This is a genomic window from Pseudarthrobacter sulfonivorans, from assembly GCF_014712225.1.
In the GTDB taxonomy this organism is placed as follows: domain Bacteria; phylum Actinomycetota; class Actinomycetes; order Actinomycetales; family Micrococcaceae; genus Arthrobacter; species Arthrobacter sulfonivorans.
Genome location: NZ_JACXBW010000010.1, coordinates 191237 through 216418, shown reverse-complemented (window position 1 = coordinate 216418; position 25182 = coordinate 191237). Strand labels below are relative to the sequence as shown.

Here is a 25182-nt window from a genome sequence, read left to right as displayed (position 1 = left end):
TTCGCTCATTTGGAATCAGCGAGGAGGTCCTCGGCCTTGGGCTTGTCGGTCAGGATGCCGTATTTGACGGCGAGGTTAGAGATTTGGTCAATCTGGGCCGGCGTTGTCGCCGCGACGCCAAAGGTCTGGAAGAAGGCGTTTTTCAGCTGTTCGGGCGTGTACTTGAGCTCCGACTGGGCGACCTTCGCAGCGAGCTCGCGGTTGCCATTGACTACCTTGGCGGCCGCATAAACGCTGTCAGCAAAGTTCGTCACGGTGTCCGGGTTCTTGGCGATGAATTCCTCAGTAGCTACGTAAACAGAGCTGGGAACTCCCTTGTTGCCCGGCGCGTCCGTGTTGTGGATCAGCTTGACCTTTCCTGCAGCAATCGAGCTCGACATCAGGGGCTCAGCAGGGGTGGACGCATCAACCGTGCCCTGCACCACGAGGTCGATGGTCTGGGCGGACGGGACCTCCACAAATTCGATCTTCGAAGAGTCCCCCCCGGCGGCGTCGACGAACGCCCTGATGTTCATCCACGTCTGAGTCTTGATCGCAGGCACACCGACCTTCTTGCCAACGAGGTCGGTCGGTGAACTGATCGCGCTATCCGCCTTGGCGACGACACCCGCGGCGGACATCGCGCCATCCTCGCCATTGGTGGACTGCTCGCCATTGACGGCGATGATCCTGACAGGCAGGCCCTGGCTGCGGGCCTGCATAAACGTGATGGTGTCCATCTGCGCTATCTGCAGCTCACCGCTGAGGAGCTGGGGCACGGCATCGTTGGCTGATTTGTTCACAACGGGGGTCACGTTCAGTCCATCGCTGCTGAAGTTGCCCTCACTGATGGCCACACGGAGCCCGAGACCGGACAAGGTAGGCGTTGCCCCGACCTTGAGGTCTTTGGCCTGGTCGGCAGCGGCGGGCGCGGCAGGCGCGGCTGAAGCGCAGGCTCCGAGGCTCAACGCCAGGGCAATACCGGCTGCGGCGGCCGTGGCGCGGCGGACTGGGGAGGAAGTTTTTGTCATGACGGGCATTGGGGAACTCCGGTCTATGGTGAGCGGGATGTTGTGCTATGCATCACTTATGTAGTGCTTGGTACAGAATCTTACGAAGCGGCCTGACGGTGCGCAACGCGCCTTTCCAGATGGCGCAAAACCTTAGTTGGCGTAAGCGGCTATTGGGCGTTGAGGAGACCCGAAATTCGGCCTGCGGCCTGCTGCAGCGCTGCAGTCGACTGCGTCAGGTTTGTCTGGTGCGTGCGGGCGGACAGGCTAATAGCGGCCACGGCCACGCCGCCACTCAGGATAGGAGCAGCCACACACACTTGACCCAGCACCGATTCTTCCAGGTCGTAACCGAGACCCGTGGAGCGAATATCAATGAGCTGCTTGTGCAGCAGTCGGGGCTGGGAGGGGGAATAGCGCGTCAGTCGTGGAAGCGGCGCCTGCAGAACCTTGGCGATGTCCCCCGCAGACTGAAATGCGAGCATGATCTTACCTAACGCCGTGCATGTCGCCGGCACTCGGCCGCCGATGGCCGTCGCGGCCGGGACCGTCCTTAAGCCAACAATTTTGTCAACGATAACCACTTCGGCACCCTCTAGGACGGCGAGCCTGACGGTCATGCCCGTCGCGGCGTAGAGCTCACCCAGATGGGGACCCGCCAGCTCGCGCAGCCCCTTGGGCAGGCAAAGGGAGACCTGGTTGCCGAGTTGAAAGAGCTTGTCGCCAAGACGGTAACGGGTGCCCTCCTTGGTGATGAACTCCCCCTCGACCAGATAAGCCAGCAGTCGGAAAGCCGTTGAGGTGGGAACTCCTACCCGGCGGGCAATCTCACTGACGCCCAGGACCGGGCCACCGTCGCGGAAAACGTCCAGCAACTGGAGAGCTTTCAGGACGGAGGCCGTCCCCTGCTGTTCGCTTCTGGATACATCGGCTCCGGGCCGCTCTCGGAGGTCATGCTGTTCTTCCAGTACTGCTGTCATTGTTGACTCCACTTTTATTCAGGGCGGGCCGGCACGGGGCCGGGCAACATCCTTATCAGCCCCAAAGTATTCCGTGAGCTGTTTCACTTCTGTAGTGAATGGTACACTGATTGTAACGAGCGTTCCACATTCTGGCAATGCCGTGGTCCTGAGACAGCAGAAGTACGATGGTGGGCAGCGTTGCGTTCCGTCCTCGCGCCTCCTAGGGGAGATTTCCATGAACACAAGCCGCCGAAACGCTCGCGGGGAAGCGAGTCTCCAGCGCATCCTTCAGTCCACCGTGCAACTGGTCGGCCGCTACGGGTTCGACAACACAACCATTGCCCGAATCGTTAAGGCCACCGATCGGCCGGCAAGCTCGATCTACTGGTTTTTCGAGAACAAGGATGAGCTCATTGCCGCAGCCTTGGAGAGCTCGTACTCGAAGCAGGCACCATCGCGCCGCCCCTGGGAGGAGTTCAGCCCTAAGCGGCCCCTCCTTGATCAACTGCGCGAAGAGCTCGAGCCTGAACTGCGCGCTTCGGAGTCCGAGGATCCTCTGCGCCTGGGCATCATGCTCGCGTTGGAGGGAAGCGCCGCCGATTCAAAGGTGCAGGAGCCATTTCGGCGCAGGCGTGCCGCCGCGCAACGCCGCATCGAGGCCTGGTGGGCCGGGGCTTTCTCCGCCCGAGCGGCAGACACCGGCGACCGCTCGGCGGGGATCGAATGGATGGGAAGGCTGACGCTGGCATTCCTCGACGGGCACTACATCTCCGACGTCGTGGCCGACGACAGGGATGCGGCCCAACGCAGCACCATTCTGGCGCACGCATTGGCCGGCGCCTTCGATGTAGTGGCTCGCCAGCCGCCGTCCGCGGCCTTCGAACTGCCTCCTTGTGAGCACCCGAGACCGGAGGGATCAACTCCTGAAGCGGACGGAGAAGGCGGCAACAATCTGCTGCATGTAACGCGAGCGCTGGTCGCGGAGCATGGCTATGAAGGCGCTACGATGAGCCGGATCTGCGCGGCCTCTGGGATGAAGCGCAGTTCAGTCTATTGGCGCCACAAGGACAAAGACACGCTGATCAAGGCAGCTGTCGCCGAGCCGTTCGTGGGCTTGCTGGCCCCATTTCTGGTTCTGCCAAACCCCACCGACGACTGGCTGCACGACCTGTCCTACGCGTTGGAAACATTTATGAGCGAGGTTCTTAACCATCCCGACACCGTGAAGGCCGGCCTCTTGCTGAAGCTCCAGCGCTGGGACCCACCAACCTCGGGCGGTTCCACGGTGCTGGCCGGTACAGCCTTGGCAGAAGAGCGCTTGGCTGACTGGTTCAAGGAAGTTCTTCCCGAAGCCGAGGGCAAAAACTCAATCAGGGTTCATCTGGCGTGGACTGTTGCCCGGCTGTGTGAAGGGCTGATGCTGGGCTCCGCGCTGGGGCGCACAGTGGCACCCCAGGCGGTAGCAGGCATCCTGGTGCCCATGCTCACTAAGCCGTTGGATCATTGGCTGGCAACGACCACCCATGGAGCTCAGTAGGCGCTGACTGCCCTCAGTGACCCAGCACGATTGTCGCGAAAGTGGGCAAGGAGTTGATCCGCCGCCCGGACCAACAGCGATGAGTCCACTCCCACTCCGGCAAAGGTGATGCCGTTGTGCAACCATTCCTGGGCGGCGGCAACGTCAGTGAGCATGATGCCGCTTGGAGTGCCAGCACTCTTGGCCGTCGCTATGCCGTCCTGAATTGCACGCGTGACCTCCGGGTGGGAACGTTGCTCCGGGTATCCCATGTCAGCGGCAAGATCTGCCGGACCAAACAGCACGCCGTCGACTCCTTCTGTCGCCGCGATCTCGCCAAGGTTCTCAAGGGCCTGGACGGTCTCGATCTGGACCACGAGGCAGATGTTGTCGGCGGCGGCCGAGACGTAATCAGTAAGGCGGCCCCAGCGGGAGGATCGTCCGAGGCCGCTGCCCATGCCCCGTATGCCGAAAGGCGGATAACGAATGGCGCGGACCAGTTCGGCCGCCTGGGCGGCGGTATTGACCATCGGGATCAGCAGGTTCTGCACCCCCACCTCCAGATATTGCTTAATAAGCACCGTGTCCCCGTGAGGCAGACGCACGACGGGCTGGGAGAGGTCTTGGGCCATTCCGCCCAAAAGTGAACCTGCGGCCGCGATGCCCTGGAGCTGGGCAAGGACCGAACGCAGGTCGTTGGGACCGTGCTCAGCATCGAGAAGCAGCCAGTCGTACCCGCATCCGGCAATGATTTCCGCGCTGTAGCCGTCCGCCAGGACGCACCACAGCCCGATTTGCGTTTCGCCTGCCGCCATTCGTTGCTTGAACCGGTTGCTCGGCGTGTTACTCGTGATGGACATGGTTCTCCGGGCTCAGAGTAGTTGGAAGGACACGGTTCCGAGGGGCCCGTAGTCTGCTTGGACGACGTCGCCGGTAGCCAGTGGCACAGGCCGCGTGAACGATCCGGCGAGAATAATTTCCCCGGCTTCCAGCCGCTCACCGAAACCGTGCAACCGACGCGCCAGCCAGGCGACACCACTGGCGGGGTGCCCCAGCACGGCCGCTGCGACGCCGGATTCTTCGACTACCCCGTTCAGGTACAGGAGTGCGCTGACCCAGCGAAGGTCCACGTCATCGGGCTTCACAGGCGTGCCACCCATGACAATGCCGGCGTTGGCGGCATTGTCGGAAATGGTGTCGAAGACCTTCCTGGGTTCACCTGTGTCGCGGTCGATTTGTTCGATGCGTGCGTCGATGATCTCGAGGGCTGGAGTTACCCGGTCGGTTGCGTTGAGGACATCGTTGATGGTCACGTGCGCGCCCTCCAACGGCGTCTTTAAGAGGAAGGCCAATTCCACCTCCACTCGAGGGCGGATGAAGCGCTCCGCACGGATTGCCTGGCCTGACTCGTAGACCATCTCGTCGAACAACGTTCCGAAATCAGGTTCTGTAATCTGGCTGCTGACCTGCATGGCACGTGAAGTCAGGCCGATCTTATGACCCACGATGCGCTGGCCTTCCCTCTGTTTGATCCGGCTCCAGGCCCGCGAAACAGCGTATCCGTCCTCGATACTCATCTGCGGGAATCGCTGCGAGAAATGCCGGAGCTGCTTCCGGTTTTGTTCTGCCTCATGCAACTCACGGGCCAGGAGATCAGACGTCTGCTGGTCAAGCGCCGTCATCGGGCATCCTCCCGCTGCAGGGCCCCGAGGAAGCCAAGGACTACCCGGTTGAATTCGTCGGCCTGTTCGAATTGTGCCCAATGGTCGCAGCCCGTCATCTCGACCACCTCGACGTTCCGGATGATCTGCCCGAGCAGCCGTGCGTTGTCCAGGAACATGTTCGGGGCATCCACCGCCGCGATCACCATGACCGGCTGTTCCAGCCGCGCCCACTCTTCAAGGGAAAGATGCTGTCCACCATCAGTGAAGGCCAGCAGATGGCCCATTGCTTTGGCCATTTCCGGCTGTTCGTATATGCGCAGGCGGACGCCCACAAGGTCATCGATGAGATCTTCAGGATTAAGCATCAACCGGCCCATGGCTGTGGCGACCGATTCCCATGAGGGTGCTTGGGCAGCGTTTTGCCTGCGATGCCTCACATCTGCGCCGAAGTCCTTCTCTTCGTCCGCGTCAACCACGACACCGGCGGGGGCCACCATGACCAGGCGGGTGACCCGGTCCGGGTGGTCCAGGGCGAGCCTTGCCCCGACCCATGAGCCCAGGGAAACGCCGATGACGAAGACTTCATGGATACCCAAAGCATCCAGCACAGCAAGCGCGTGCCCGGCATAGTCCGGAATCAGATATGGCCGGTCGGGCTTGTCTGTGTAGCCGCACCCCAGCATGTCGATGCCGATGACTCTGTGGCTCTCAGCCAGCGCCCCGTAGTTGGCGCAGAAGTTTTCAAGACTTCCCGCCGTACCGTGAAGCAAAAGAATGACAGGACCATCGGGGTTCCCAGCCTCGAGATAGCGTGTTCTGACCTCACCGGCGTTCACCCAGCCCATGGTGTGAGGAACGGTGTTTAGGTAAGTCCATACGCTGCGATAGCGAGGTGTGTCCGCTGTATCCGTCATGATGGATTCCTTTCTGTAAGTCCGGACGGCGAAGATGCCGAGGTCGAGCCGCCTCTCGGCGCGCTGGTGCATGGGGACCCACATTAGGGGCCAGCCTGGAAAACAGGAATCGTTTTATGCCGCATTATGGAATGACTGGTCCACAGAATTTCGGCCAGTTACGACAGGGGTGGTCATGAACGAAAATGGGAGCCCGGAAAACCTTCGGCAGCGTTCCGCTATGTGGAAGACAGCCCTCGCGACCGTGCAGGTTGTCGGCATATGCTCCCGGTAACACCAGTCCTTGCACCAAGGAGAATGCAGATGCACACCACAGCCCAAGATCACACAACACAGGCCCATGACTACCTCGGACCGCGTGCCGAGGATTGGAGCGATTACCGGAACAGGGCAATCACCGAGGGGAAGAAGTATCTGGCCGCGGTGGACGGGATCCTTGACGTTGTGCGGGCAGGACGTCCACTTTCGGAGAAGGAAGGCCGCGTTCCAGACAGCTCCGTCAACGCAATGATCAGCACGGGCCTGTTCCGTGCTTTCACGCCGGTGCAGTACGGCGGGCTGGAGATGGACCCGGCGTCGTTCTTCGAGGGCATCATGCGCATTGCGGAGGCAGACAGTGCTGCTGCCTGGATCGCCGGCCAGTTGAACGTCCACTCCTTCGAGATCGCTCTCATGGACGAACGGATGCAGGAAGAGTTCTGGGGCGAAAGCCCGGACACTCGCGCCTCAAGCTCCTACGCGCCGGTCGGCAAGTTCGAACCGGTCGAAGGGGGTTACCGGCTCAACGGTACCTGGACCTTTTCCAGCGGCGTCGACCACGCCCAGTGGGTCATCCTGGGTGGCGGCGACCGCACATTTGTCGTTCCGCTCCGTGATACAGCCGTTGATCAGAACAGCTGGGACGTCCAGGGCCTGAAGGGCACCGGCAGCAAGTCCGTGACCCTGAGCAATGTTTTTGTCCCCGGATACCGCACGCACATGCTGATTGACACCTACAACGATGCCAACCCCGGGTGGGAAGTTAACAACCGCCCACTGTACTGGGTCTCCTTTCTGTCGCTTTTCAATTCGACACCGGCCAACACAGCCATCGGAACGGCGACCGGGGGCATCGAGACGTTCATAGAGCAGTCGCGGGTCCGGCTTACCCGCCAGGGTACTGGCGCACCAGCTGCTCAGAACCCGTTCCTGCACTTGAAGGTCGCCGAAGCCCGTACAAGGGTCCGCACGGTCAAGGATCGTCACCTGAAAAACTGGCGCGAATTTTTTGATCTCGCTTGCCAGGGGCAGGAGGCCAGCCCACTCGAACGCATGCGCGTCCGGTTCGAGGCCGCTGACGCGATTGCCGCCAGCTTCGAGTCCTTCGCCGAAATCTGGCCGATCGCAGGTGCTGCCGCATCCTCAAGCGCAAATCCGCTCCAGCAGACCATGCGCGACCTTATGGCGGCGCGAAACCATGGCTCGGCGGGCAAGGAACTCGCGGCCGGACAGTACGTCAAAGAGCTCTTCGGCCTGCCGCCGGCACCGTTCTCCGACTTCGGCACGCTCAGCTACTACAAGTAAGGTCCCGGGCCGTCGTGAGCCCGCTTCCGCACCCGTGAAAGGACCATTCAGATGAATCAAGCAATTGACCTGTTGCACTCCCCCGGCCCTGTCGAGGAGGGCAATCCCGCCGACGACTTCCGCGCGTTCAGGCGCGCGCTGGGCCAGTTCGCCACCGGTGTCACGGTGATAGCTACCAGCGCCGGTGACGAGGTGGTCGGCATGGCCGCGAACTCGTTCTCCACAGTCTCCTTGGACCCGCCCCTGGTGCTATGGTCCATACGCAAAGAGTCCAAGAGCCTGCCCTCCTTCCTCAACAACGGGCACTTCAGCATCAACGTACTGGGCGAAGACCAAATGGAAGTCTCCGGGCTGTTCGGCCGCCCGCAGCCTAACCAGTTCGGCCAGGCAAAGTGGGACGCCGGACGCCACGGCGACCCATTGCTGGAAGGCGCCATCGCGCACTTCGAATGCGTGACCGAGTCCGTTGTCGACGGCGGCGACCACCACATCCTGATCGGTCGGGTGGAGCGTTTCGCTCGCTTCGACGGTGCACCGCTGCTGTTTGCCCAAGGCCAGTACGGTGTGCCGGTCGCCCACCCCGATGCCATTCCGGCATCCGCCTCCACAACCGTCAACGACGGCCAGGAATCGGAGGAGTCGCTCTTCCTGTCCCTGGTCAAGGCAGCCGATCAGCACATGTCCACCCTGTTTCAGGAACACCGTCAGGAACTCGGGGTAACTGTCGCTACCGGTCGGATCCTCAACCGCCTGTCTCAGGGTCCCTGTGCCGCCGATACTCTCGAGCTGGAAACGTTCCTGGGAGAAAGCGCCGTGGAAGACGCCCTAACCGAGCTCGTTCAGAAGGGCCAGGTGGCTCAATTGCCCGGCGGCGAATGGGACCTCACCGATGAGGGACGGGAAGTACGGGGCGCACTGCGGCGCAGCGCCGAACAGTTCACGGTTGAGCAACTCCGGGGGATCCCCGCCCAGGATCTTGCTACGGCCGAACGTGTGCTCGGCACCCTCCTGGGACGCGGAGGCATAGCCTGATGACTCTCTCCCCCGCGCACGTGCTTCAATCACCCGGAGGTTCCACTTTGCCTTCCATTGTCGACCAGTTGGTCTCGCACGTACTCGACACTCCGTTCGAGGCCTTCAACGAGGAGACGATCCTTGCGGCCAAGAAACGCCTGATCGATGCATTAGGATGCACTGTTTCCGGAGCCGGCGCTTCGGGAAACGATGCCATGCTCAATCTCTTCAGCGAATGGGGTGGAGCTCCGCAGGCTACCGTCCTGGGCTCAGGGACCAAGCTGCCCCTTCCACATGCGGCGATGGTGAATTCGCTGCAGACGCGGTCCTTCGACTTTGAAGTGTGCGGTCCGGAGCCCGAGGGGATCAACAAGGGCAAAATGGTGGGTCACGTCGCCAGTACCACTGAGCCACTGGCCTTGAACGTGGGCGAATACACTCACGCCACCGGCAAGGAAATGCTCGCAGCAGTGATCCTGGGAGGTGATGTCGCAGCGCGCATTTCCGTCTCCAACACGTTCAACTTTGATGCCGACTTCGAGGTGTGCGGAACCTCCAACGCGTTCGGTGCCGTAGCTGTAGCCGGCCGTCTCATGGGACTGAACCACGACCAGCTCCGCAACGCCTTCGGCATCGCGCTGAACCTGATGGCAGGTTCTTACCAAGGCATCTGGGACGGGGTGCACTCCTTCAAGCTTCCCGGCGCAGCGGCGGCGTACAACGGCATTCTCAGCTGCCAACTGTCGGTCGGCGGATTCTCCGGAGTGCAGGACGCGCTCGAGAGCCGGTTGGGCTACTTCAACCTGTACTGCGCTGATCCCCACCCGGATGTCATGTTGGCCGATCTAGGGTCCATTTTCTACGTCAAGGGACAACACAAGCTGCACCCTTCCTGCTACGGGAACCATAATCCGATCGAATGCGCCATGCTGCTCCGCGACGAGCATGGCTTTACAGCCGACCAAGTGGAAGAGGTCTTCCTCGATGTGCCTCCCAACCGGATCGATCACTTCCTGAACCAGGTAGCCACCGCAGAAGACCAGCAGCCAAAGTTCCTGTTCACCATCCCCTACGCAGTGGCCAACGCGCTCCATCGCGGGAGACCAGAGCTGGAGCACTACACGGAGGAGCTAATCCACGATCCCGCAGTGCTGGACCTGACTGCCCGGGTAAAGCTCAGGGCCGGCCTTCCCGTAGGCAAAAACCACGCCATCCGGATGACCATCCACCTCAAGGACGGGCGCGTAGTAGAGACTTACCGCGAAGATCCGTCGGGCTGGCTCGACACTCCGGCCCCTTACGACGCCATAGTCGATAAGTACTGGCGCAATATCCGGTTCTCAAACCTCGTCTCCGACGATCGTGCCAAGCACGCGCTTCACCTGATTGAAAACCTCGAGCAGGTCACCGACGTGACCGAGCTCGCAGCCCAGCTAAGCCGCTGAGCATCCCACAGAAAGCAAAGGACAAGAACGATGACGGAAACCACCACAACGACGGCCGCGCAGAAGACTGAGTTCAACCCCCGGCTGGCGCACCTCGGCATCTTCTGCAAGGACCTGGATGCCATGGTCGAGTTCTACTGCCGCGAGTTCGGCATGATCATTTCCGACTCCGGCCTCGGTAAGTCAGGCAAGGCCGGAATCAAGCGCCGCGGCGCCTTCCTCACAGGCGATCCCTCAGAGCATCACCAGCTTGCACTGATCGAAGGACGCGCCAAAGACACCCCGCCCACCACCGCGCAGATCTCCTTCCTCGTCCCGACCCTCAGCGAGCTGCGCGCATTCTGGCGGCACGTCCAGAAAACAGGCATCCCCGTGCAGGTCGTCAAGAACCACGGCAACGCCTGGAGCATCTACATCGATGACCCGGACGGCAACATGATCGAGGTTTACACACACTCCGACTACTACACACAGCAGCCGCTGGGTGAACCGCTGAACCTGGAAGACAGCGAAGAGGAGATTCTTCGCCAGACGGACGAACTCGTGAAGCGGGATCCTGAAGCCCGGCCCCGCACCGAGTGGATGGCCGAGCAGGCCGAGAAGCTGAAGGCAGCACGGGTCGCCTTGGCTTCCTAGGCCCCAGAAGACTTCTGCATTAACAGTCGACCTGATCCCAAGGAGCCGCTTTGGCTCCTTGGGATCAGGTCGTCCACCGACCCGCCAACCACTTTCGGCTCGTTTGACCGAGCCTTATCAACTACATGGAGAAGTCCGAATGGCCCGCATTGAATACTTTGATCCCGAGAGTGCCTCACCCCAGATCGTGAAGGCACTGGAGGGAAAGAAGAAGATCAACATCTTCCGGATGATCGCCAATTCCGACGGCGCCGGCGCCGAGGTATTGGCACTTGGGCAAAGGCTGAGCCACGGATCGTCATTGGACCACGTCGACCGCGAGATTGTGATTCTCCGTGTTGGCCACCTCTCGCAGGCCTCCTATGAGATCAAGCAACACACGGCTGTAGCCCGCCGCGTCGGGCTCTCCGATGAAAAGATTCAAGCCATCGGCGACTACCCGGAAACTGAGTATGTCTTCGACGATACCGAACTCGACCTGATCGCCTTCACTGACGCCGTTGTCCGAGAAACGACTCCCCCCGAAGACGTCTTCCGTCGAGTGGAAAAGAGATTCACCAAAAGCCAACTCGTAGAACTCGTACTGCTCATCGGGTTCTACATGATGGTCAGCCGCGTGATGAACACGTTCGAGATTGACCACGAATCCGGACCTGCGGGCGTATTCACAATCCAGCTGAAGTAGCACCCCCTTACCGGATCGCTAGTGCCTCCTATGGGGCCCATAGGCTTTCTCCACAGTTAGCGAGGGCAGATGAAGTTCACGAGATTTGACGACTCGCTCAGGCTCCCAGGAGCTTTTGGAGCGGCCAGCGGTTTCGAACGGCGGACTTCGCGGCACCAAGTGATACTAAGGGCAGCACGAAAAAACCCATTCTAAGGGCCTGAGGCAGCGACGGCCGTGCTGGGACAGCCATTCCCGGACGGCAAGAGACAACCGAGCAAATTTGTTTATGCCCTCCGCGATAGCTAGCGGCATAATACTGCAGTTTCACTTCCGAAGGTATGTTGTCTGAGAGTCGTAAGAACAATTGGTGTAGAGCCAAATGAATAACCGTGCTGTGATGCTGAACGCGTTCCTTCCGGCAACTGAACTGGATGACCCTGAACGTTTTGCCGGGCGCAACCAGCAGGTACGCGAACTGGCTGGTTCTTTGCATTTTAGAGGCTCCACTCTCATTTATGGAGACCGAGGTCTCGGAAAATCGAGTTTGGCCCCTCAAATCCGACTCATTGCCATGGGAAATCCTGAGCTCTTGCATCCTGAATGCCGAACGTCTGGCTTTACCAGCGGACAGACACTACCTCACCTTATATGTCACCTGCACAGATGCGACGAAGTCTTTCCAAGACCACCTGCAGGCCTTGGTCAATGCGGCCGAAGCTGTTGAATCAGTCGGTTCCAGCGATGCGAGTCAACTCATCGACAGGGTCACGCGCAAATGTTTGACCCTGAAGTTCGTCGAAGTGGAAAGCACGAAGAAGTACGCGGTCGAGAGTCAGCGGCTGAGCTATCAAGACTTGAATCTCGAGGAAAAACTAGTTCAGCTTTCCGAGCTGCTAACACTGACCTACGCTCAACCCGTCCTGTTTGTGGTCGACGAGCTAGACCGCATGGAAAGCAGAACTATCTGCAAGGTGCAGACTTCGACTTCAAGTTCTCCCCTGCTGCGATCGGTAAGTTGATCCAGGTAGCGGCAGGCTTTCCCTGGTTCGTCCACGTTCTCGGACAGCAGTGTGTGATTGAAGCCGACCGGCACGGCTACAACACGATCCAACGAGCTCACGTGGACAATGCCATCGAGGGAATCGTAGATAGCAGGTTGGCACAGCAGTTCTCGGACATGTACCAGGCGGCAGTCCGGGATTCCTTGGCTAGAGAGCAGACGCTTAGGGTCTTCGCCCATTGGACCGACCCCGACATACCCACGGGCGAAGTCTACAAAATCCTCAAGAATAGCTTGGGCGTCAGTAGCAGCTCTACCCATCGCGGACAGCTCTGCAAGCCGGAGTTCGGGGACGTTTTGTTCGTGCCAGGAATCCAAAAACGAGGCCTCGTGAGGTTCCGCAATGAGATGTTCAAGGCTTACGTCCGAATGCGTCCGTCAATATACACCGGGGTCGACGAGGTGGTTCGGGATGCTTACAGCGTTTGGAACGAAGGCGCAGCGTAACGTAGACAGCCGGTCACGCGCCGCGGCCCACGAGTTTTCGAGAATCTTGAGTACGGGTGGCAGTATCCTCGAGATGCACGGTCGTAAGTCCTGTCCCGTTGAGCTCCAACTCGGAGCCGAGGGCGCATAGGACGGGTGCAGCTTGTTCACGGACTGCGGCCGAGGGCTCCCCCTGTCTACTTTTCCATGCGTCGGCCAACGGCAGGTACGAGCCACGTAAGATTCTCAATCTACGGGAATCCCTTTGGTATTCGAGAGAGGCCCCCGTCACACTCGAATCATGAATTCTTCACCACGCCCCACGCTCGTCGTCACAGGGACGCTGCGCCTTCCCAACGGCAGCTACGGCCAAGGCTCGGTATGGATCTCCGGAGAGACCATTGACCGTGTCACCTCCGGCTCCCCCCAAAGCGAAGCCGAACTCGACGGCGCCCGCCACATCGACGTCGGCGACGCCTACGTCCTCCCCGGCGCGATCGACGCCCACGTCCACTGCTACTCCCACGAGGGCGAGGGCATGCTCGCTGCGACCACCTCCGCTGCGGCCGGCGGAGTCACGACCATCGTCGAGATGCCCTTCGACCGGACCGGCCCCGTCCGAGACGCGGACCTCGTCAACCGAAAGCGCGAGATCATCACGCGCGAGGCCATCACCGACGTCGCCCTCATGGGCACGCTCTGGCCAGGCGGCGGGTGGCGAGAGGCTGAACCGATGGCCGAGGCCGGAGTGGTGGGCTACAAAGTCTCGCTTTACCACACTGACACGAACCGCTTCCCGCGCGTCGACGACGCCGAGCTGCTCAACATCATGGCTGCCACCACGGATGTCAAGCGCACTCTTGCCGTGCATGCCGAGAACAACGAGATCGTCCAGCACCTCCAGCGCGTTGAGCGCGAGTCCAACCCCCTCGACCCGCTCACCCATGTACGCACCCGCCCGCCAGTCTCCGAGTCCCTAGGCGTCCTGACGGCGATGGAGATCGCCCAAGACCGCGGCACGCGCCTGCACCTGTGCCACATGTCCATCCCTCGCGCGGTCAAGCTCGCTGCCTGGTGGAACGAGGACGGCGCGGACATCTCCCTGGAGACGTGCCCGCACTATCTCACGTTCACGGCGGACGACATGCACGCCCAGGGCGCCCGACTCAAGATCAACCCGCCGTTGCGCGACCGTGAGCATGTGGAGGGCCTCTGGCAAGGAATCGGCGACGGGCTCGTCCCCATCATCTCCTCCGACCACGCCCCGTGGCCCCTGTCGATGAAGTCCCACGAACACATCCTCGAGAACGCCTCGGGCGCTCCCGGCGTCGAAACCCTCGTGAATGTCACCCTCGGAGGGGCCCTAAAGCGGAGCCAGGACCCTGCCACCTACTTCCACAACGCCGTCGCCGCTCTCACGTCCGGGCCCGCGGACCGGTTCGGCATCGGCGACCGCAAAGGCCGCCTCGAGCCGGGCTTCGACGCGGACCTCATGGTATTCCGCCCCGACGCCGGCTACACCGTCGAGGACGACGCAATGCACTCCAACGCCGGCTGGACCCCGTACTCGGGCATGCGCCCGGGCGGGTTCGTCGAGAAAACGTTCCTGCGCGGCCGCCTCATCTGGGATTCCGCCAGCGGCGAGCTCGGGCAGGCCGGCTACGGCCGCCACGTGACGCGGGCCTAGCCATGGACAGCGAACTGGAGAGGATCCTCGCGACGGGCCAGGAGGGATCGTCAATCCTGGCCCGTGGCCTGGGATTCCTGCACCTCGTAGCCGCTTCGAGCGGCGCGAGCGTGAAGGAGCTCTCCGAACGTGCAGGGCTGCCGCTGGCCACCACATACCGGATCGTGAACCAGCTCCGCGAGGCCGGGTTCGTCGTCGAGTACGACGGCCGCATCCACGCCGGCGCCGCCATGGCACCGGCCTCCACGGAGGGCCCCCACCTCGTGGACTATGCCCGGCCGGCGCTTATCCGGGCAGCCCGGGCCACGGGCATCACCGCAGTCCTCACCGTCCGCGTCCACACCCTTGCTTTGTGCCTCGACGTTGTCCCGGCGGGGAGCTCGGGTGCCCCGGTATTCCGGATCGGTGCGACCCGGACCCTCTATGCCGGGGCGAGCGCGACACCGCTGCTCGCCTTCGCGGCGCCTGCAGTGGTCGCCAATGTTCTTGCCTCGGGTATCAAGCGATACACCGCCGCGACGCCAACGGCGGAGGCTCTTCCGGCCAAGCTGGCCGAAATCCGCCAGCGCGGCTACGACCTCTCCCATGGTGAGATCCAGCCGCAATGGACGGCCCTGGGCCTGCCCGTGTTCGACCGGGGCAGCGTCTTCTGCTGCCTCTCGCTCACAGGGCCTTCCTCCCAGTTCGCCGACGTCGACCCCCTCCTGGCGACCCTCCGCGAAGCCGCGGATCACCTCACGAAGCACCTCCCGGCGTCGTCCGACGGCCTGCCGTGGAACGCCACCGACCCCACCGAAACCGGAGACTGATCATGACCCAGACGCTCATCGAGCCGGACGCCCAATCCGTCGAGGCGGCTATCGCCGACCTCGCCGGCTACGTCGACTCCACCCAGGACGGGTGGACGAGGCAGGTCTTCAGCGACCCCTACCGCGCCTCCCGCGAGTTCGTCGCCAAGCGGATGCACGACGCCGGCCTGGAGGTCACGCACGATACCGGCGGGAACATCGTGGGTCGCCTCCCCGGCCGCGCATCCGCGTCCGGGCTGGCCCTCAAGCCGATCATGACCGGGTCTCACACCGATACAGTGCGCGGCGGCGGGCGGTTCGACGGGATCGTCGGCGTGCTCGGCGCGATCGAAGCCGTCGAGGCACTGCGCCGCGCAGGCGTTACCCTCAACCGCGACCTCTACGTGGTGGACTTCCTCGGCGAGGAGCCGAACGAGTTCGGCATCTCCTGCGTCGGCTCCCGTTCGATCGCCGGCATCCTCCTTCCCGAGCACCTGGACATGACGGGCGCGAGCGGGCAGAGCATGGGCAACACCCTTACTGCCGTGGGCCTCGACCCGCAGGCTGCCCTTAAAAATGCGTGGGCGCCGGGCTCTCTGCACGCGTACATCGAACTGCACATCGAGCAGGGGCCACTGCTTGAGCAATCAGGTCACGAGATCGGAGTCGTGACCGCGATCGCGGGTATCGACCGGCTCATGGCGAAGTTCATCGGCCGCTCCGACCATGCGGGCGCGACCCCAATGGACGCGCGCCTCGACGCGCTCACTGCCGCCGCGGCGGCCGTGCTCACGATCGAGCGCGAGGGCTGCGGGGCGCCCGTGCACGGCGTCGCGACCACGGGCCGCATCGAGTCCTATCCGGGCTCGTTCAACGTGGTCCCGTCCGAGGCGCGGCTGTGGGCCGAGCTCCGCTCCACGGATTCGGAGTGGCTTTCCGGGGCCAAGGGTCGGCTCGCCCAGGAGATCGGCCTCGAAGCGGACCGCCGCGGCGTGTCCCACATGATCGAGTGGCTCACTGACCAGGACGCCGTCCCCACGGCGTCCGCGATCCGGGACGTCATCGCAACCAGCGCCGACCGGCTCGGCCACACATGGACGCCCGTCCCGTCCGGGGCCGGGCACGACGCGGCCCACATGGTCCACCTCGGGCCCATGGGCATGATCTTCATCCCCTCCACCGGAGGGCGCAGCCACTGCGCCGAGGAATTCACGCCCACGGCCGACATCGTGCGCGGCATCCGCGTCCTTGCAGAGACCCTGTCCGAGCTGGACCGCGCCGAGACCCTTGCCGCCTGAGCGGCGCAGGTCACTCAATTTCCCCTTATCCTGTTTACAACACATCCCCCAAGGACCCCCTATGTCCAAGACCCTCCCGTCTAAAGCAACCCCCACCATGGGCCAAGCGAAGCCAGCAGGCTCCGCCAGGCCCGGCAAGGATCCGCTGCGCAAGGTCGTTATCGCCGCTGCCGCCGGTAACGCCCTTGAATGGTTCGACTTCTCGAGCTACGCGTTCTTCGCCTCATACATCAGCGTCAACTTCTTCATGCAGGGCGACTCCTCGTCCGGCCTTATCGCGACGTTCCTCGTCTTCGCGGTCGGGTTCCTCGCCCGCCCGCTCGGTGCCATCGTCCTCGGTTCCTATGGCGACACGCACGGCCGCAAGGCAACGCTGACCCTGACGGTTTCGCTGATGGCCGTAGGCACGTTCATCATCGGCTTCGCCCCGCCGTTCTGGGCGATCGGCATCGGCGCCCCCATCCTCCTGCTCGTCGGGCGGCTGTTCCAGGGCTTCTCCGCGGGCGGCGAGATCGGCGGCGCGACCGCGTACCTCGTCGAGAAGGCCCCCGTGGAGCGGCGTGCCGGCCTGACCGGCTGGCTGCAGGGCTCGATGGGCCTCGCCAACGCGATGTCGGCGCTCATCGGCGTCGTCATCACATCCACGTTCTCCCAGAGCGAGCTCACGGAGTGGGCATGGCGCATCCCGTTCTTCATCGGACTCCTGATCGTCCCGGTCGCAGTGTACATCCGCAAGCAACTGGACGAGACCGAGGAATTCCTCAGCATGAAGGAGTCGATGGGCGCGGAGAAGCGCTCACCGATCCGCGAGCTCTTCCGGCACTACCCGAAGCAGCTCATCGTGGCCGCGCTCATGGCCATCCTGTGGACCGTGAGTGTCTACGCGCTCGTCATCTACGCGCCCACGTACTACTCATCCAAGACCGTGGCCCTCGGATTCACGCCGAACGAGGCATTCTGGGCCTCGCTCGTGGGCAACGTGTTCATGATCTTCGCATGCGTCTACGCAGGCCGCCTCGCCGACAGGTTCGGCACCGAACGCACCTTGCGATGGATGACATGGGTGCTCATCGCCGTCCCCGTTCCCGCCCTACTAGTGCTGCACGCCGTTCCGACGCTGCCGGTGCTCATCGTGGTCCACATCGCGCTGTGCATCGCGGTCTCCGGCTTCGCGGGCATCATCCCCTCGGCCCTCGCCCGCGTGTTCCCAGCGAAGGTCCGCTCGACCGGAACATCATTCTCCTACAACATCGCGGCGATCTTCTTCGCCGGCTTCACCCCGGCGCTCATGACGTGGGCCGTGCAGCTCACATCGTTCGCGACAGGCATTTATGTGGTCATGGCCGGACTCGTGGCCCTCGCGACACTCCCGGCCTTCCTCCGGCTCATCGCCAAGCAGGAGGCGGAATCCGCGATCGCCGCCGGGTGACTTTCGGCGGACCGAGTACATCATGCTTGGGCCCGTAGAGGCACGACGCCGGTGGCTCGCCTTATCGAAGGCGAGCCGCTGGCATCACTCGTTGCCCATTGCGCGTGGGAATGATTAACCGCTGTCGCAGTGCATCGACCCGATTCGATCACCCAGCCGGGCCAATGGAATATTCGCGAACGGGCGCTGCGAGTGAAGGGTTAGCCGGGCCCTCCGGCCCCCACTCACTCATCTGGACATGAAGCTCGCACTCAATCTCGGGTTGAAAGAGGAGTCACCGGACCCCGATCAGGGTGAGTAAAAGGTGAGTCACGTGGGGGCATCGCCTTCTCCCGACTGCCCACGGCAGTAACCCCGCAGGTCACCGCCTGTTGGGTCGGCAGGAGGATTCGAACCGAAGATTTAGCCCGTTCTTCCTAATTCATCCGCCCGCTCTGCGTAAGCGGCATCTGGACGGCTGCAATTGCTGGCTGCATCGCAGTGCTCGTCCTCCCGGGTCTACCCGGGCGCTTTTCGCCTGCCCTGTACGAATCTCAGTGACCCCTATGGCTGTTCATGACGACGCACATCTTATGGCCCATGACTTAAACGTGCCCACCCACTGATTTTCTAAGAACCAGCAGTGACGAGGACAACGTCTGAGCGTGATCAGGCTTGACTCCGCAGGAAGACGTACCCGAGTGCGGAAGAACCGCCGTGGTTCATGATGTCCAGGGCAAGCGCCCGGACGACTTCCAAGGAGTCCGGTTCAGAATCCGCGGGGTCCACTGTGCCGTAACCGATTGAAATTCGACTTGAACAACTCCAGCCCCATTAGGCCCCTCACCGGTCAGAATTCCCGCGGGATCCTCGGAGTCTTCTTTGCTGGCGGCGCGACGAGGTTCAGGGTGACCGAATGGTTGTCCACCGCGAGCTTAAGGGCCATGGCCTGCTCTGTTGGTGGATGGAGCGTGGTCACGAGGTAGCGTCCCGCGGGGGGCAGCGGAAAAGCATACGCCCCGTCGTCGTCCGTCCGAGTAGTGGCAACATGGCCTCCAGTGCCTTGGAGTAGGGTCACCATTGCGCCGGCGATAGCCTCACCGCCCACGCATACTGCTCCGCTGATCTTCAGTCTGTCCCGTAGCAGGAAGTTGTGCTCTAGGGTGAGGCCGTCGAACTCGAAAACTTCGGCCATGGGCGTCCATCCTGCCGTATTGGCCACCATGAGATATTTGCCTGAGCCGGGAAGCGCCACCGAATAGTTTCCCTCTGTGTCTACCCGGCTCCAGTCCACCGGCTCCCCGCTGAGTTGAAGGACCGTAACGATTGCTGGAGTTAGGGGACGCCTGTCGGGGGCCAGGACACGTCCTCGGACTACGAGCTCGCCGGCAGTGACGCCGGGGGCATCGCGACCTGAGGTGGCGGAGCGGGGGATGAAGACCGCCGCCAGCATGGAAGCCGCCGATGCCAACGCTGCCATCCAAAAAACGTCCTTGAATGCGTCGAAGGCGGGGAGACGTTGGGCCCCTATGGTCATGGTCACTGAGGTGAGGACTGCGGCGACCGCAGCGCTGGACATTGACGTTCCTATAGAACGAACCAGGCTGTTCAGCCCGTTAGCGGAGGCCGTTTCTGTTATGGGAACCGCGCCCATGATCAGCGTCGGCATGGAGGCATAGGCGATGGCTGTGCCCACGCTGACTACAGCTGATCCAATAACCACCGAGGCTATTGAATCGTAGAAGAAGACGCGTCCCACGTAGCCAGCAATCATAATGGTTGCCCCGGACAGCAGCGCAGTCTTCCCACCGAAGACGCGGATCATTTGCCCGGAAATGGGCGCGAACAGCACCATGGCGAGTCCGGACGGGACCATGCAAAGGCCGGCAGTAATTGCGCTTAGCCCGAAACCGTAGCCGGTGGAGGCGGGCAGCTGCAGCTGTTGGGTGGTGAGAAGCATGTTGGCGAACATGGCGAATCCGATGAGCAGCGTCGCCACGTTGGTCATTAACACGGCGCGGCGGGCAGAGGTCCGCAGGTCAACCATAGGCTGGCTAACCCTAAGTTCGTGGGGGACCCATGCGGCCAACAGTACTGCGGCAGCGAGGAAGAGTAGGAGAACCGGCTCGGAGCCCCAGCCCCATGAGCCTCCCTTGGAAATGGCGAGCAACAGGGCAACCAAGGCCGCGGATAGCACCAGCGCCCCGGCATAGTCGAAGCGGCCAGGCGTGCGGATCGTGGATTCAGGCACTACCACCACCACTGCAACGAGCAGCAGAGCGCCTGCGGCTGCGCAAACCCAGAATATTGTTGCCCACCCCAAGTTCTGGTACAAGACTCCCGCGAGGGGCAGGCCCATGGCACTGCCGATTCCAAAAGTGGCGCTCATCAAGGCGACCGCGGAACCCATCTTCTCCTTGGGCAGCTCATCACGCATGATGCTGATGCCGACCGGTATCAGGGCGGTTGCGAAGCCTTGGAGTGTACGCCCGATGATCAGCCATACGAAGGATCCGCCCACCGCTGCCAGCACCGAACCCGCAACCATAATGGCCAAGCACATAACCATCATTTTGCGTTTACCGTACATGTCCGCGCTGCGGGAGACGATGGGGGTTGCCACGGCGCTGGCAAGCAAAGTCGCCGTCACAAGCCAGGAAGCGTCGTCGCCAGTCACTCCCAGGATCCCTGGGAAATCCGGGAGGAGCGGAACCACGAGCGTGTGCATAAGGGCAACAACGGTGCCACTGAGAGCCAGGACGGTGGTGATGGCCGAGGAGGATGACCGCCTTGGCCTCGAGTCAATCATGTTGCTCCTTCGAAAAGTGCATCCTTGGTCCAACAACTGGCTGGCGGCTTGCTACGGCACGGGGAGCAACACCGTTGTGTGGAATTGCTTGCCGTTTACCCGCTCCGAGGCGCCGACCCGGTCGAGGTATGGCGTGATGCCGCCCAGGAACATGGGCCAGCCTGCGCCGAGGATCATGCAGAGGTCGATGTCCTCGGGGCCGGCCACCACACCCTCGGCCAGCATCAGGCCGATTTCCTCGGCCAGCGCATCCTGTACCCGGTGCAGGACTTCAGCTCCGGTGGACGGGGACGTGCCGAAGGACATCAGCGAGAGCGTGGATGCGGGGATTTCCTGGCTGCCGTCAGCAGCCGGAGCCCAGAGTGACTTCACACCGTTGTCGATCAGCTTCTGCAGGTTGGCGGACACCGCAAAGCGGCCGCCGAACGCTGCGTGCAGGGACTCCTGGACGTGCTGCGCCACCGGCAGGCCCACCATGGCGCCCAGCGTGAAGGGGGTCATCGGCAGGCCCAGGGGGCGGAGGGCATTGTCCGCAACGTCGGCGGGGGTGCCTTCATCAAACGCGGCCGTCACCTCGCCCATGAGCCGCAGCAGGACCCTGTTGACCACAAACGCGGGCGCATCCTTGACCAGGACGGCCGTCTTCTTCAGGCCCCGGGCCAGCTCAAACGCCGTGGCCAGCACGGCGTCGTCGGTCCTGGGTGCACGCACGATTTCGAGCAGCGGCATCACCGCCACCGGGTTGAAGAAGTGGAAGCCCACCAGCCGTTCGGGGTGCTGAAGGTCCTCGGCCATGGCGGTGACGGACAGCGATGAGGTGTTGGTGGCGAGGACGCACTCCGGCGGGACGATGGCCTCCACTTCGGCGAAGACCTGTTTCTTGACGTTCAGCTCTTCGAAGACGGCCTCAATGACGAAGTCGGCGTCGGCGAAGGCTTCCTTGGAGACCGAGCCGGAGACCAGGGCCTTGGTGCGGTTGGCCGCGTCCTGGCTGATCCGCTTCTTGCCCAGGAGCTTGTCCACCTCAGCGTGGACGTAACCCACGCCCTTGTCCACGCGGGCCTGGTCGATGTCCGTCAGCACCACGGGGACCTTGAGCTGGCGCGCGAACAGCAGGGCGAGCTGGCCTGCCATCAGTCCCGCGCCCACCACGCCGACCTTGGTGACCGGCCGGGCGAGCTTCCGGTCGGGTGCGCCCGCCGGCCGCTTGGACCGCTTCTGGACCAGGTCCAGGAAGGCGTAGACCGTGGAGCGGAATTCATCGCTCTGCATCAGCCCGGCCAGGGTCTCGCACTCGAGTGCGGCGGAATCAGCCTGGCTCATGGTGCGGTTGGCCTCGAGTATGTCCAGGACCTTGGCCGGTGCCGGGGATGCGTTGGACGTCTTGGCCTCCACCAGCGCGCGGCCGCCTGCCGCCGCGGCTGACCAGCGGGCGGCAACTGCGGGGTCGGCGGGATCGACGGCGTTGGCCCGCCCGGGAGACACCTCACCGGTGATGACCTTTGCTGCCCAGAGGAGGGACTGCTCCAGGAAGTCGGCCGGTTCGAACAGGGCGTCGGCGATGCCGAGTTCGAAGGCCTGCGGTCCGCTGAGGGTGCGGTTGTTGCTGAGCGGGTTTTCGATCATGACCTTGACCGCGTTCTCCGGCCCGATCAGGCGGGGCAGGATGTAGACGCCGCCCCAGCCCGGGACCAGGCCGAGGAAGGCTTCAGGCAGCGCCAGGGCGCCGGCCCCCGTGGATACGGTGCGGTAGGTGGACTGCAGGGCGATCTCCAGGCCGCCGCCCAGGGCCACGCCGTTGATGAAGGCGAAGCTGGGGACGCCGAGGTTGGCGAGCGTGGCGTAAACATCGTGGCCGAGCTGGGCCATCCACAGGCCGTGTTCGCGGTTCGCCAAGGACTTGACGGCGGACAGGTCCGCGCCGGCGACGAGGAAGTAGGGCTTGCCGGTGACGCCGACGCCGACGATCTCACCGCGGGCGGCACGCTCCTTTAGCCCCTCCAGGACGGTGCCCAGCTCAACCAGGGTGTTCGGGCCCAGGGTGGTGGGCTTGGAGTGGTCCAGGCCGTTGTCGAGGGTGATCAGCGCAAAGACTCCAGGGCGTGGCTGGCCCGGTACCGCGGGCAGCTCGATGTCCTGGACGTACGAATGCGTCACAGTTTCGTCCGGAAAGAGTTTGGCGAGCTTGGTGAATTCTGCGGCGCTCATACGGCGGCTCCTTGTGAAGCGGTTTCGGTCATTGTGTCTTTCCGGCCAAGCTTCTATCGCAGGCCTCGTATGCTCTCGAAATCAAACGAAACTGGCTGGGCTCAGCACCGGAAAGATTGGCACCGGCGGTGAGGTGCCCTAAACGTTGCGATTGTTGATGATCCGGGTGATCATCCAACACCTCACCGCCGGAATTTGAGAGGCAGCAAAGACTGCCAGCTACACGGAAACGCTGCTCATGCCCGTTGTGCTCGCTGAGTGGGCGGATGAGGAATGACGGCAGTTGTCCACGCTGTGTGCCGCCAACCCGGTCAACGTCGCGGATCCGCTTGATATTGGTGTCCAAGCCGCAAGTTCTGGCCATTCAGGAGTCCACAGCGCGTCGGGTTGAACTAGCCCTTAAAGTGCAGTCCGGCCAGGCCCTCTATAGGACTGTTGCTGACCGGGCCGCGATGACCAGGTCTCTCTTCCGATCGGCGCGCCGATCGTCCGTTACTGCTTCGCAGTCTCGCCGCCGTCGATAACGTAAACCGCCCCGGAAACGAACTTCGAACTTGGCGACGACAGATAACAAATGAGTGGACCGATTTCATCGGGATCAGCCATTCGACGGGCAGGGATCTTCCTGACCCGCTTTTCAAGGACCTCAGGGTTGCCCGTGACATAGGCCTGGGCTTCGGTGGCGAAAGCGCCTGGTGCGATGGCATTTACCTGGATATCGTGCCGCGCCCACTCGGCCGCGAGCGCCTTCGTCATCTGGATGGCAGCGCCTTTGGACGCCGAGTAGGCGGCGAGGGTCGCTTTTCCGAGTATGCCCGAGGTGGAGACGATGTTGATGATGCGCCCACCGTTACCTTGTTCCACGAACCTCCGGGCAGCGGCCTGTGAGAGGACTGCGAGCGAAGCAACGTTTACTTCCATAACTTCGTCGAACAACGCCATGTCCATCTCGAGGAAGTTCGCCGCCGGCGCGATGCCCGCGTTGTTCACCACCACATCCAGGCGACCCAGGAGGTCCACCGCCTGGTCGGCCAGGGCGGCAACCTGAGCGCGGTCCCGCATGTCGCACACTTGGGGATAGATCGTGCCAGCGAAGTCCTCCATGGACAACTCCTTGAGGCTGGCTTCACTCCGTGCCACGGCGAGAACGTTTGCTCCCTCCGCAGCCAGTGCTCGGGCGGCTGCCCTGCCCAGTCCCTTGCTCGCGCCGGTCACTATGACCCCGCGGCCCTTTAGGTTCAGGTCCATACATTCTTCCTAGTCAGTCAGGGCGCCGTCGGCGCCGGGTTCTCAGATCGTGCGCGTCGCGCGTTTGGGAACTTCTAGAGTGCGGTTTCCGGTCCAGCGGTTATGCGCCTATCCATACGGGGCGCCGTTTCTCGGTGAAGGCCCTGGCACCCTCCTTGGCGTCGGCCGAGGACCGCACAGGTTCACACAGCTTCGATTGCTTCTGAAAGGCCTCATCGGCGGCCCAAGAGGGACTGTCCTGCAGGATCTGCTTGGTGGTCGCGACTGCAAGCGGTCCGTTGTCGGCGATTTCCCTGGCAAGCTCAGTCGCTGTGGCCAGGGCATCACCGTTTTGGACAAGCCTGTTGACGAGTCCGAGGCGCGCCGCGTCGGCCGCTGACAGCGTCTTGCCCGTCAGCGCCAACTCCATGGCCAAGTGGTACGGAAGGCGATTGGGCAGTCGGAGCAGGCCCCCGCCGGCGGCGACAAGACCACGCTTCACCTCGGGAAGCGCGAAGTACGCGTTCTCGGTGGCAACGATCATGTCGCATGCGAGAACGATCTCGAAGCCGCCCGCGACCGCTGGCCCGCCGACTGCGGCGATGATTGGTTTGCGCGGAGGCTTCTGGGCAATCCCGGCGAACCCCCGATCGGGTGTGATGGGGCGCTCCCCCCGTAGAAATGCCTTGAGGTCCATGCCGGCACAGAACGTGGGTCCGTTGGCTGCAAGGATCGCGACTGTAAGGTCCGACCGCTCGTCGAGCTCGGTTATTGCCTCGTCGATCGCGGCGGCCAGCTCAAGGTTTATCGCATTGCGGGCCTCCGGACGGTTGAGTGTCATAGTCCGGACACCCTCGTGATCGGTCACAATGAGCGGCTGGTCATGCGTGTTGGTAGTCAT

At 62.7% G+C, this 25182-nt stretch carries 22 protein-coding genes; 12 read left to right on the top strand and 10 right to left on the bottom strand.

Translation table 11 applies throughout. The annotated features are described in order from the left end of the window. Positions 1-5: 5 nt before the first annotated feature. Together IAQ70_RS14545 and IAQ70_RS14540 are read right to left on the bottom strand one after the other, a co-directional pair. The gene (locus IAQ70_RS14545) at positions 6-1010 is read right to left on the bottom strand and encodes an ABC transporter substrate-binding protein (RefSeq protein ID WP_190990019.1); all 1005 of its coding nucleotides are present in this window, start codon (positions 1008-1010) and stop codon (positions 6-8) included. 149 nt (positions 1011-1159) lie between these two features. Beyond that, complete coding sequence (locus IAQ70_RS14540) at positions 1160-1969, bottom strand: IclR family transcriptional regulator (RefSeq protein ID WP_190990018.1); 810 nt, start codon at positions 1967-1969, stop codon at positions 1160-1162. A gap of 217 nt (positions 1970-2186) precedes the next feature. Between IAQ70_RS14540 and IAQ70_RS14535 the strand changes: the two genes are divergently transcribed. Further along, a complete protein-coding gene (locus tag IAQ70_RS14535; RefSeq protein WP_190990017.1) occupies positions 2187-3488 on the top strand; it encodes a TetR/AcrR family transcriptional regulator in 1302 nt (433 codons plus the stop codon). Here the strand turns inward: IAQ70_RS14535 and IAQ70_RS14530 are convergent. The 3 genes from IAQ70_RS14530 to IAQ70_RS14520 are packed head-to-tail and all read right to left on the bottom strand — an operon-like array spanning position 3482 to position 6117. Further along, positions 3482-4327, bottom strand: coding sequence for an HpcH/HpaI aldolase family protein (locus tag IAQ70_RS14530; protein ID WP_190990016.1), 846 nt, complete (start codon positions 4325-4327; stop codon positions 3482-3484). The genes IAQ70_RS14535 and IAQ70_RS14530 overlap by 7 nt on opposite strands. 12 nt (positions 4328-4339) lie before the next feature. Then, positions 4340-5149, bottom strand: a complete 810-nt coding sequence (hpaH, locus tag IAQ70_RS14525) for a 2-oxo-hept-4-ene-1,7-dioate hydratase (protein WP_190990015.1) — start codon at positions 5147-5149, stop codon at positions 4340-4342. Next, positions 5146-6117: an alpha/beta fold hydrolase gene (locus tag IAQ70_RS14520; protein ID WP_223860077.1), complete on the bottom strand. Its 972-nt coding sequence runs from the start codon at positions 6115-6117 to the stop codon at positions 5146-5148. The genes hpaH and IAQ70_RS14520 overlap by 4 nt, the downstream gene beginning before the upstream one ends. Before the next feature lie 231 nt (positions 6118-6348). On the opposite strand from IAQ70_RS14520, the gene IAQ70_RS14515 reads away from it, so the two are divergent. The 11 genes from IAQ70_RS14515 to IAQ70_RS14465 all read left to right on the top strand — a co-directional run bounded on the left by IAQ70_RS14515 (position 6349) and on the right by IAQ70_RS14465 (position 18058). After that, on the top strand, positions 6349-7608 hold the full coding sequence (locus IAQ70_RS14515; protein ID WP_190990014.1) for an acyl-CoA dehydrogenase family protein: 1260 nt from the start codon (positions 6349-6351) through the stop codon (positions 7606-7608). A 51-nt stretch (positions 7609-7659) separates the two neighbouring features. After that, positions 7660-8640 carry a flavin reductase gene (locus tag IAQ70_RS14510; RefSeq protein WP_190990013.1) on the top strand — a complete coding sequence of 327 codons (981 nt, stop codon included), beginning with the start codon at positions 7660-7662 and terminating at the stop codon, positions 8638-8640. A 47-nt stretch (positions 8641-8687) separates the two neighbouring features. Continuing rightward, positions 8688-10067, top strand: coding sequence for an MmgE/PrpD family protein (locus IAQ70_RS14505; RefSeq protein WP_190990012.1), 1380 nt, complete (start codon positions 8688-8690; stop codon positions 10065-10067). 30 nt (positions 10068-10097) lie between these two features. Continuing rightward, the gene (locus tag IAQ70_RS14500; protein WP_190990011.1) at positions 10098-10703 is read left to right on the top strand and encodes a VOC family protein; all 606 of its coding nucleotides are present in this window, start codon (positions 10098-10100) and stop codon (positions 10701-10703) included. A 139-nt stretch (positions 10704-10842) separates the two neighbouring features. Then, positions 10843-11388 (top strand): carboxymuconolactone decarboxylase family protein, encoded by a 546-nt coding sequence (locus IAQ70_RS14495; RefSeq protein ID WP_190990010.1) that lies wholly within the window; start codon positions 10843-10845, stop codon positions 11386-11388. A 413-nt stretch (positions 11389-11801) separates the two neighbouring features. Next, positions 11802-12389 (top strand): hypothetical protein, encoded by a 588-nt coding sequence (locus IAQ70_RS14490; RefSeq protein ID WP_190990009.1) that lies wholly within the window; start codon positions 11802-11804, stop codon positions 12387-12389. A gap of 101 nt (positions 12390-12490) precedes the next feature. Next, entirely contained in the window at positions 12491-12877 is a 387-nt protein-coding gene (locus IAQ70_RS14485) for a hypothetical protein (protein ID WP_190990008.1), read from the top strand. 280 nt (positions 12878-13157) lie between these two features. Next, positions 13158-14543: a dihydroorotase gene (locus tag IAQ70_RS14480; RefSeq protein ID WP_190990007.1), complete on the top strand. Its 1386-nt coding sequence runs from the start codon at positions 13158-13160 to the stop codon at positions 14541-14543. Between the two features lie 2 nt (positions 14544-14545). Then, a complete protein-coding gene (locus IAQ70_RS14475; protein ID WP_190990006.1) occupies positions 14546-15352 on the top strand; it encodes an IclR family transcriptional regulator in 807 nt (268 codons plus the stop codon). 2 nt (positions 15353-15354) lie between these two features. After that, positions 15355-16629 (top strand): M20 family metallo-hydrolase, encoded by a 1275-nt coding sequence (locus tag IAQ70_RS14470; RefSeq protein WP_190990005.1) that lies wholly within the window; start codon positions 15355-15357, stop codon positions 16627-16629. Between the two features lie 61 nt (positions 16630-16690). Beyond that, on the top strand, positions 16691-18058 hold the full coding sequence (locus tag IAQ70_RS14465; RefSeq protein ID WP_223860076.1) for an MFS transporter: 1368 nt from the start codon (positions 16691-16693) through the stop codon (positions 18056-18058). Between the two features lie 829 nt (positions 18059-18887). Here the strand turns inward: IAQ70_RS14465 and IAQ70_RS14460 are convergent. From IAQ70_RS14460 to IAQ70_RS14440, 5 genes are all read right to left on the bottom strand, one after another. Then, positions 18888-20846 carry an MFS transporter gene (locus tag IAQ70_RS14460; RefSeq protein ID WP_190990004.1) on the bottom strand — a complete coding sequence of 653 codons (1959 nt, stop codon included), beginning with the start codon at positions 20844-20846 and terminating at the stop codon, positions 18888-18890. Between the two features lie 51 nt (positions 20847-20897). After that, positions 20898-23054 (bottom strand): 3-hydroxyacyl-CoA dehydrogenase NAD-binding domain-containing protein, encoded by a 2157-nt coding sequence (locus IAQ70_RS14455; RefSeq protein ID WP_190990003.1) that lies wholly within the window; start codon positions 23052-23054, stop codon positions 20898-20900. 28 nt (positions 23055-23082) lie between these two features. Further along, positions 23083-23400: a hypothetical protein gene (locus IAQ70_RS14450; RefSeq protein WP_190990002.1), complete on the bottom strand. Its 318-nt coding sequence runs from the start codon at positions 23398-23400 to the stop codon at positions 23083-23085. A 146-nt stretch (positions 23401-23546) separates the two neighbouring features. Next, positions 23547-24302 (bottom strand): SDR family NAD(P)-dependent oxidoreductase, encoded by a 756-nt coding sequence (locus IAQ70_RS14445; protein WP_190990001.1) that lies wholly within the window; start codon positions 24300-24302, stop codon positions 23547-23549. Positions 24303-24402: 100 nt separating this feature from the next. After that, on the bottom strand, positions 24403-25182 hold the full coding sequence (locus IAQ70_RS14440) for a crotonase/enoyl-CoA hydratase family protein (protein ID WP_190990000.1): 780 nt from the start codon (positions 25180-25182) through the stop codon (positions 24403-24405).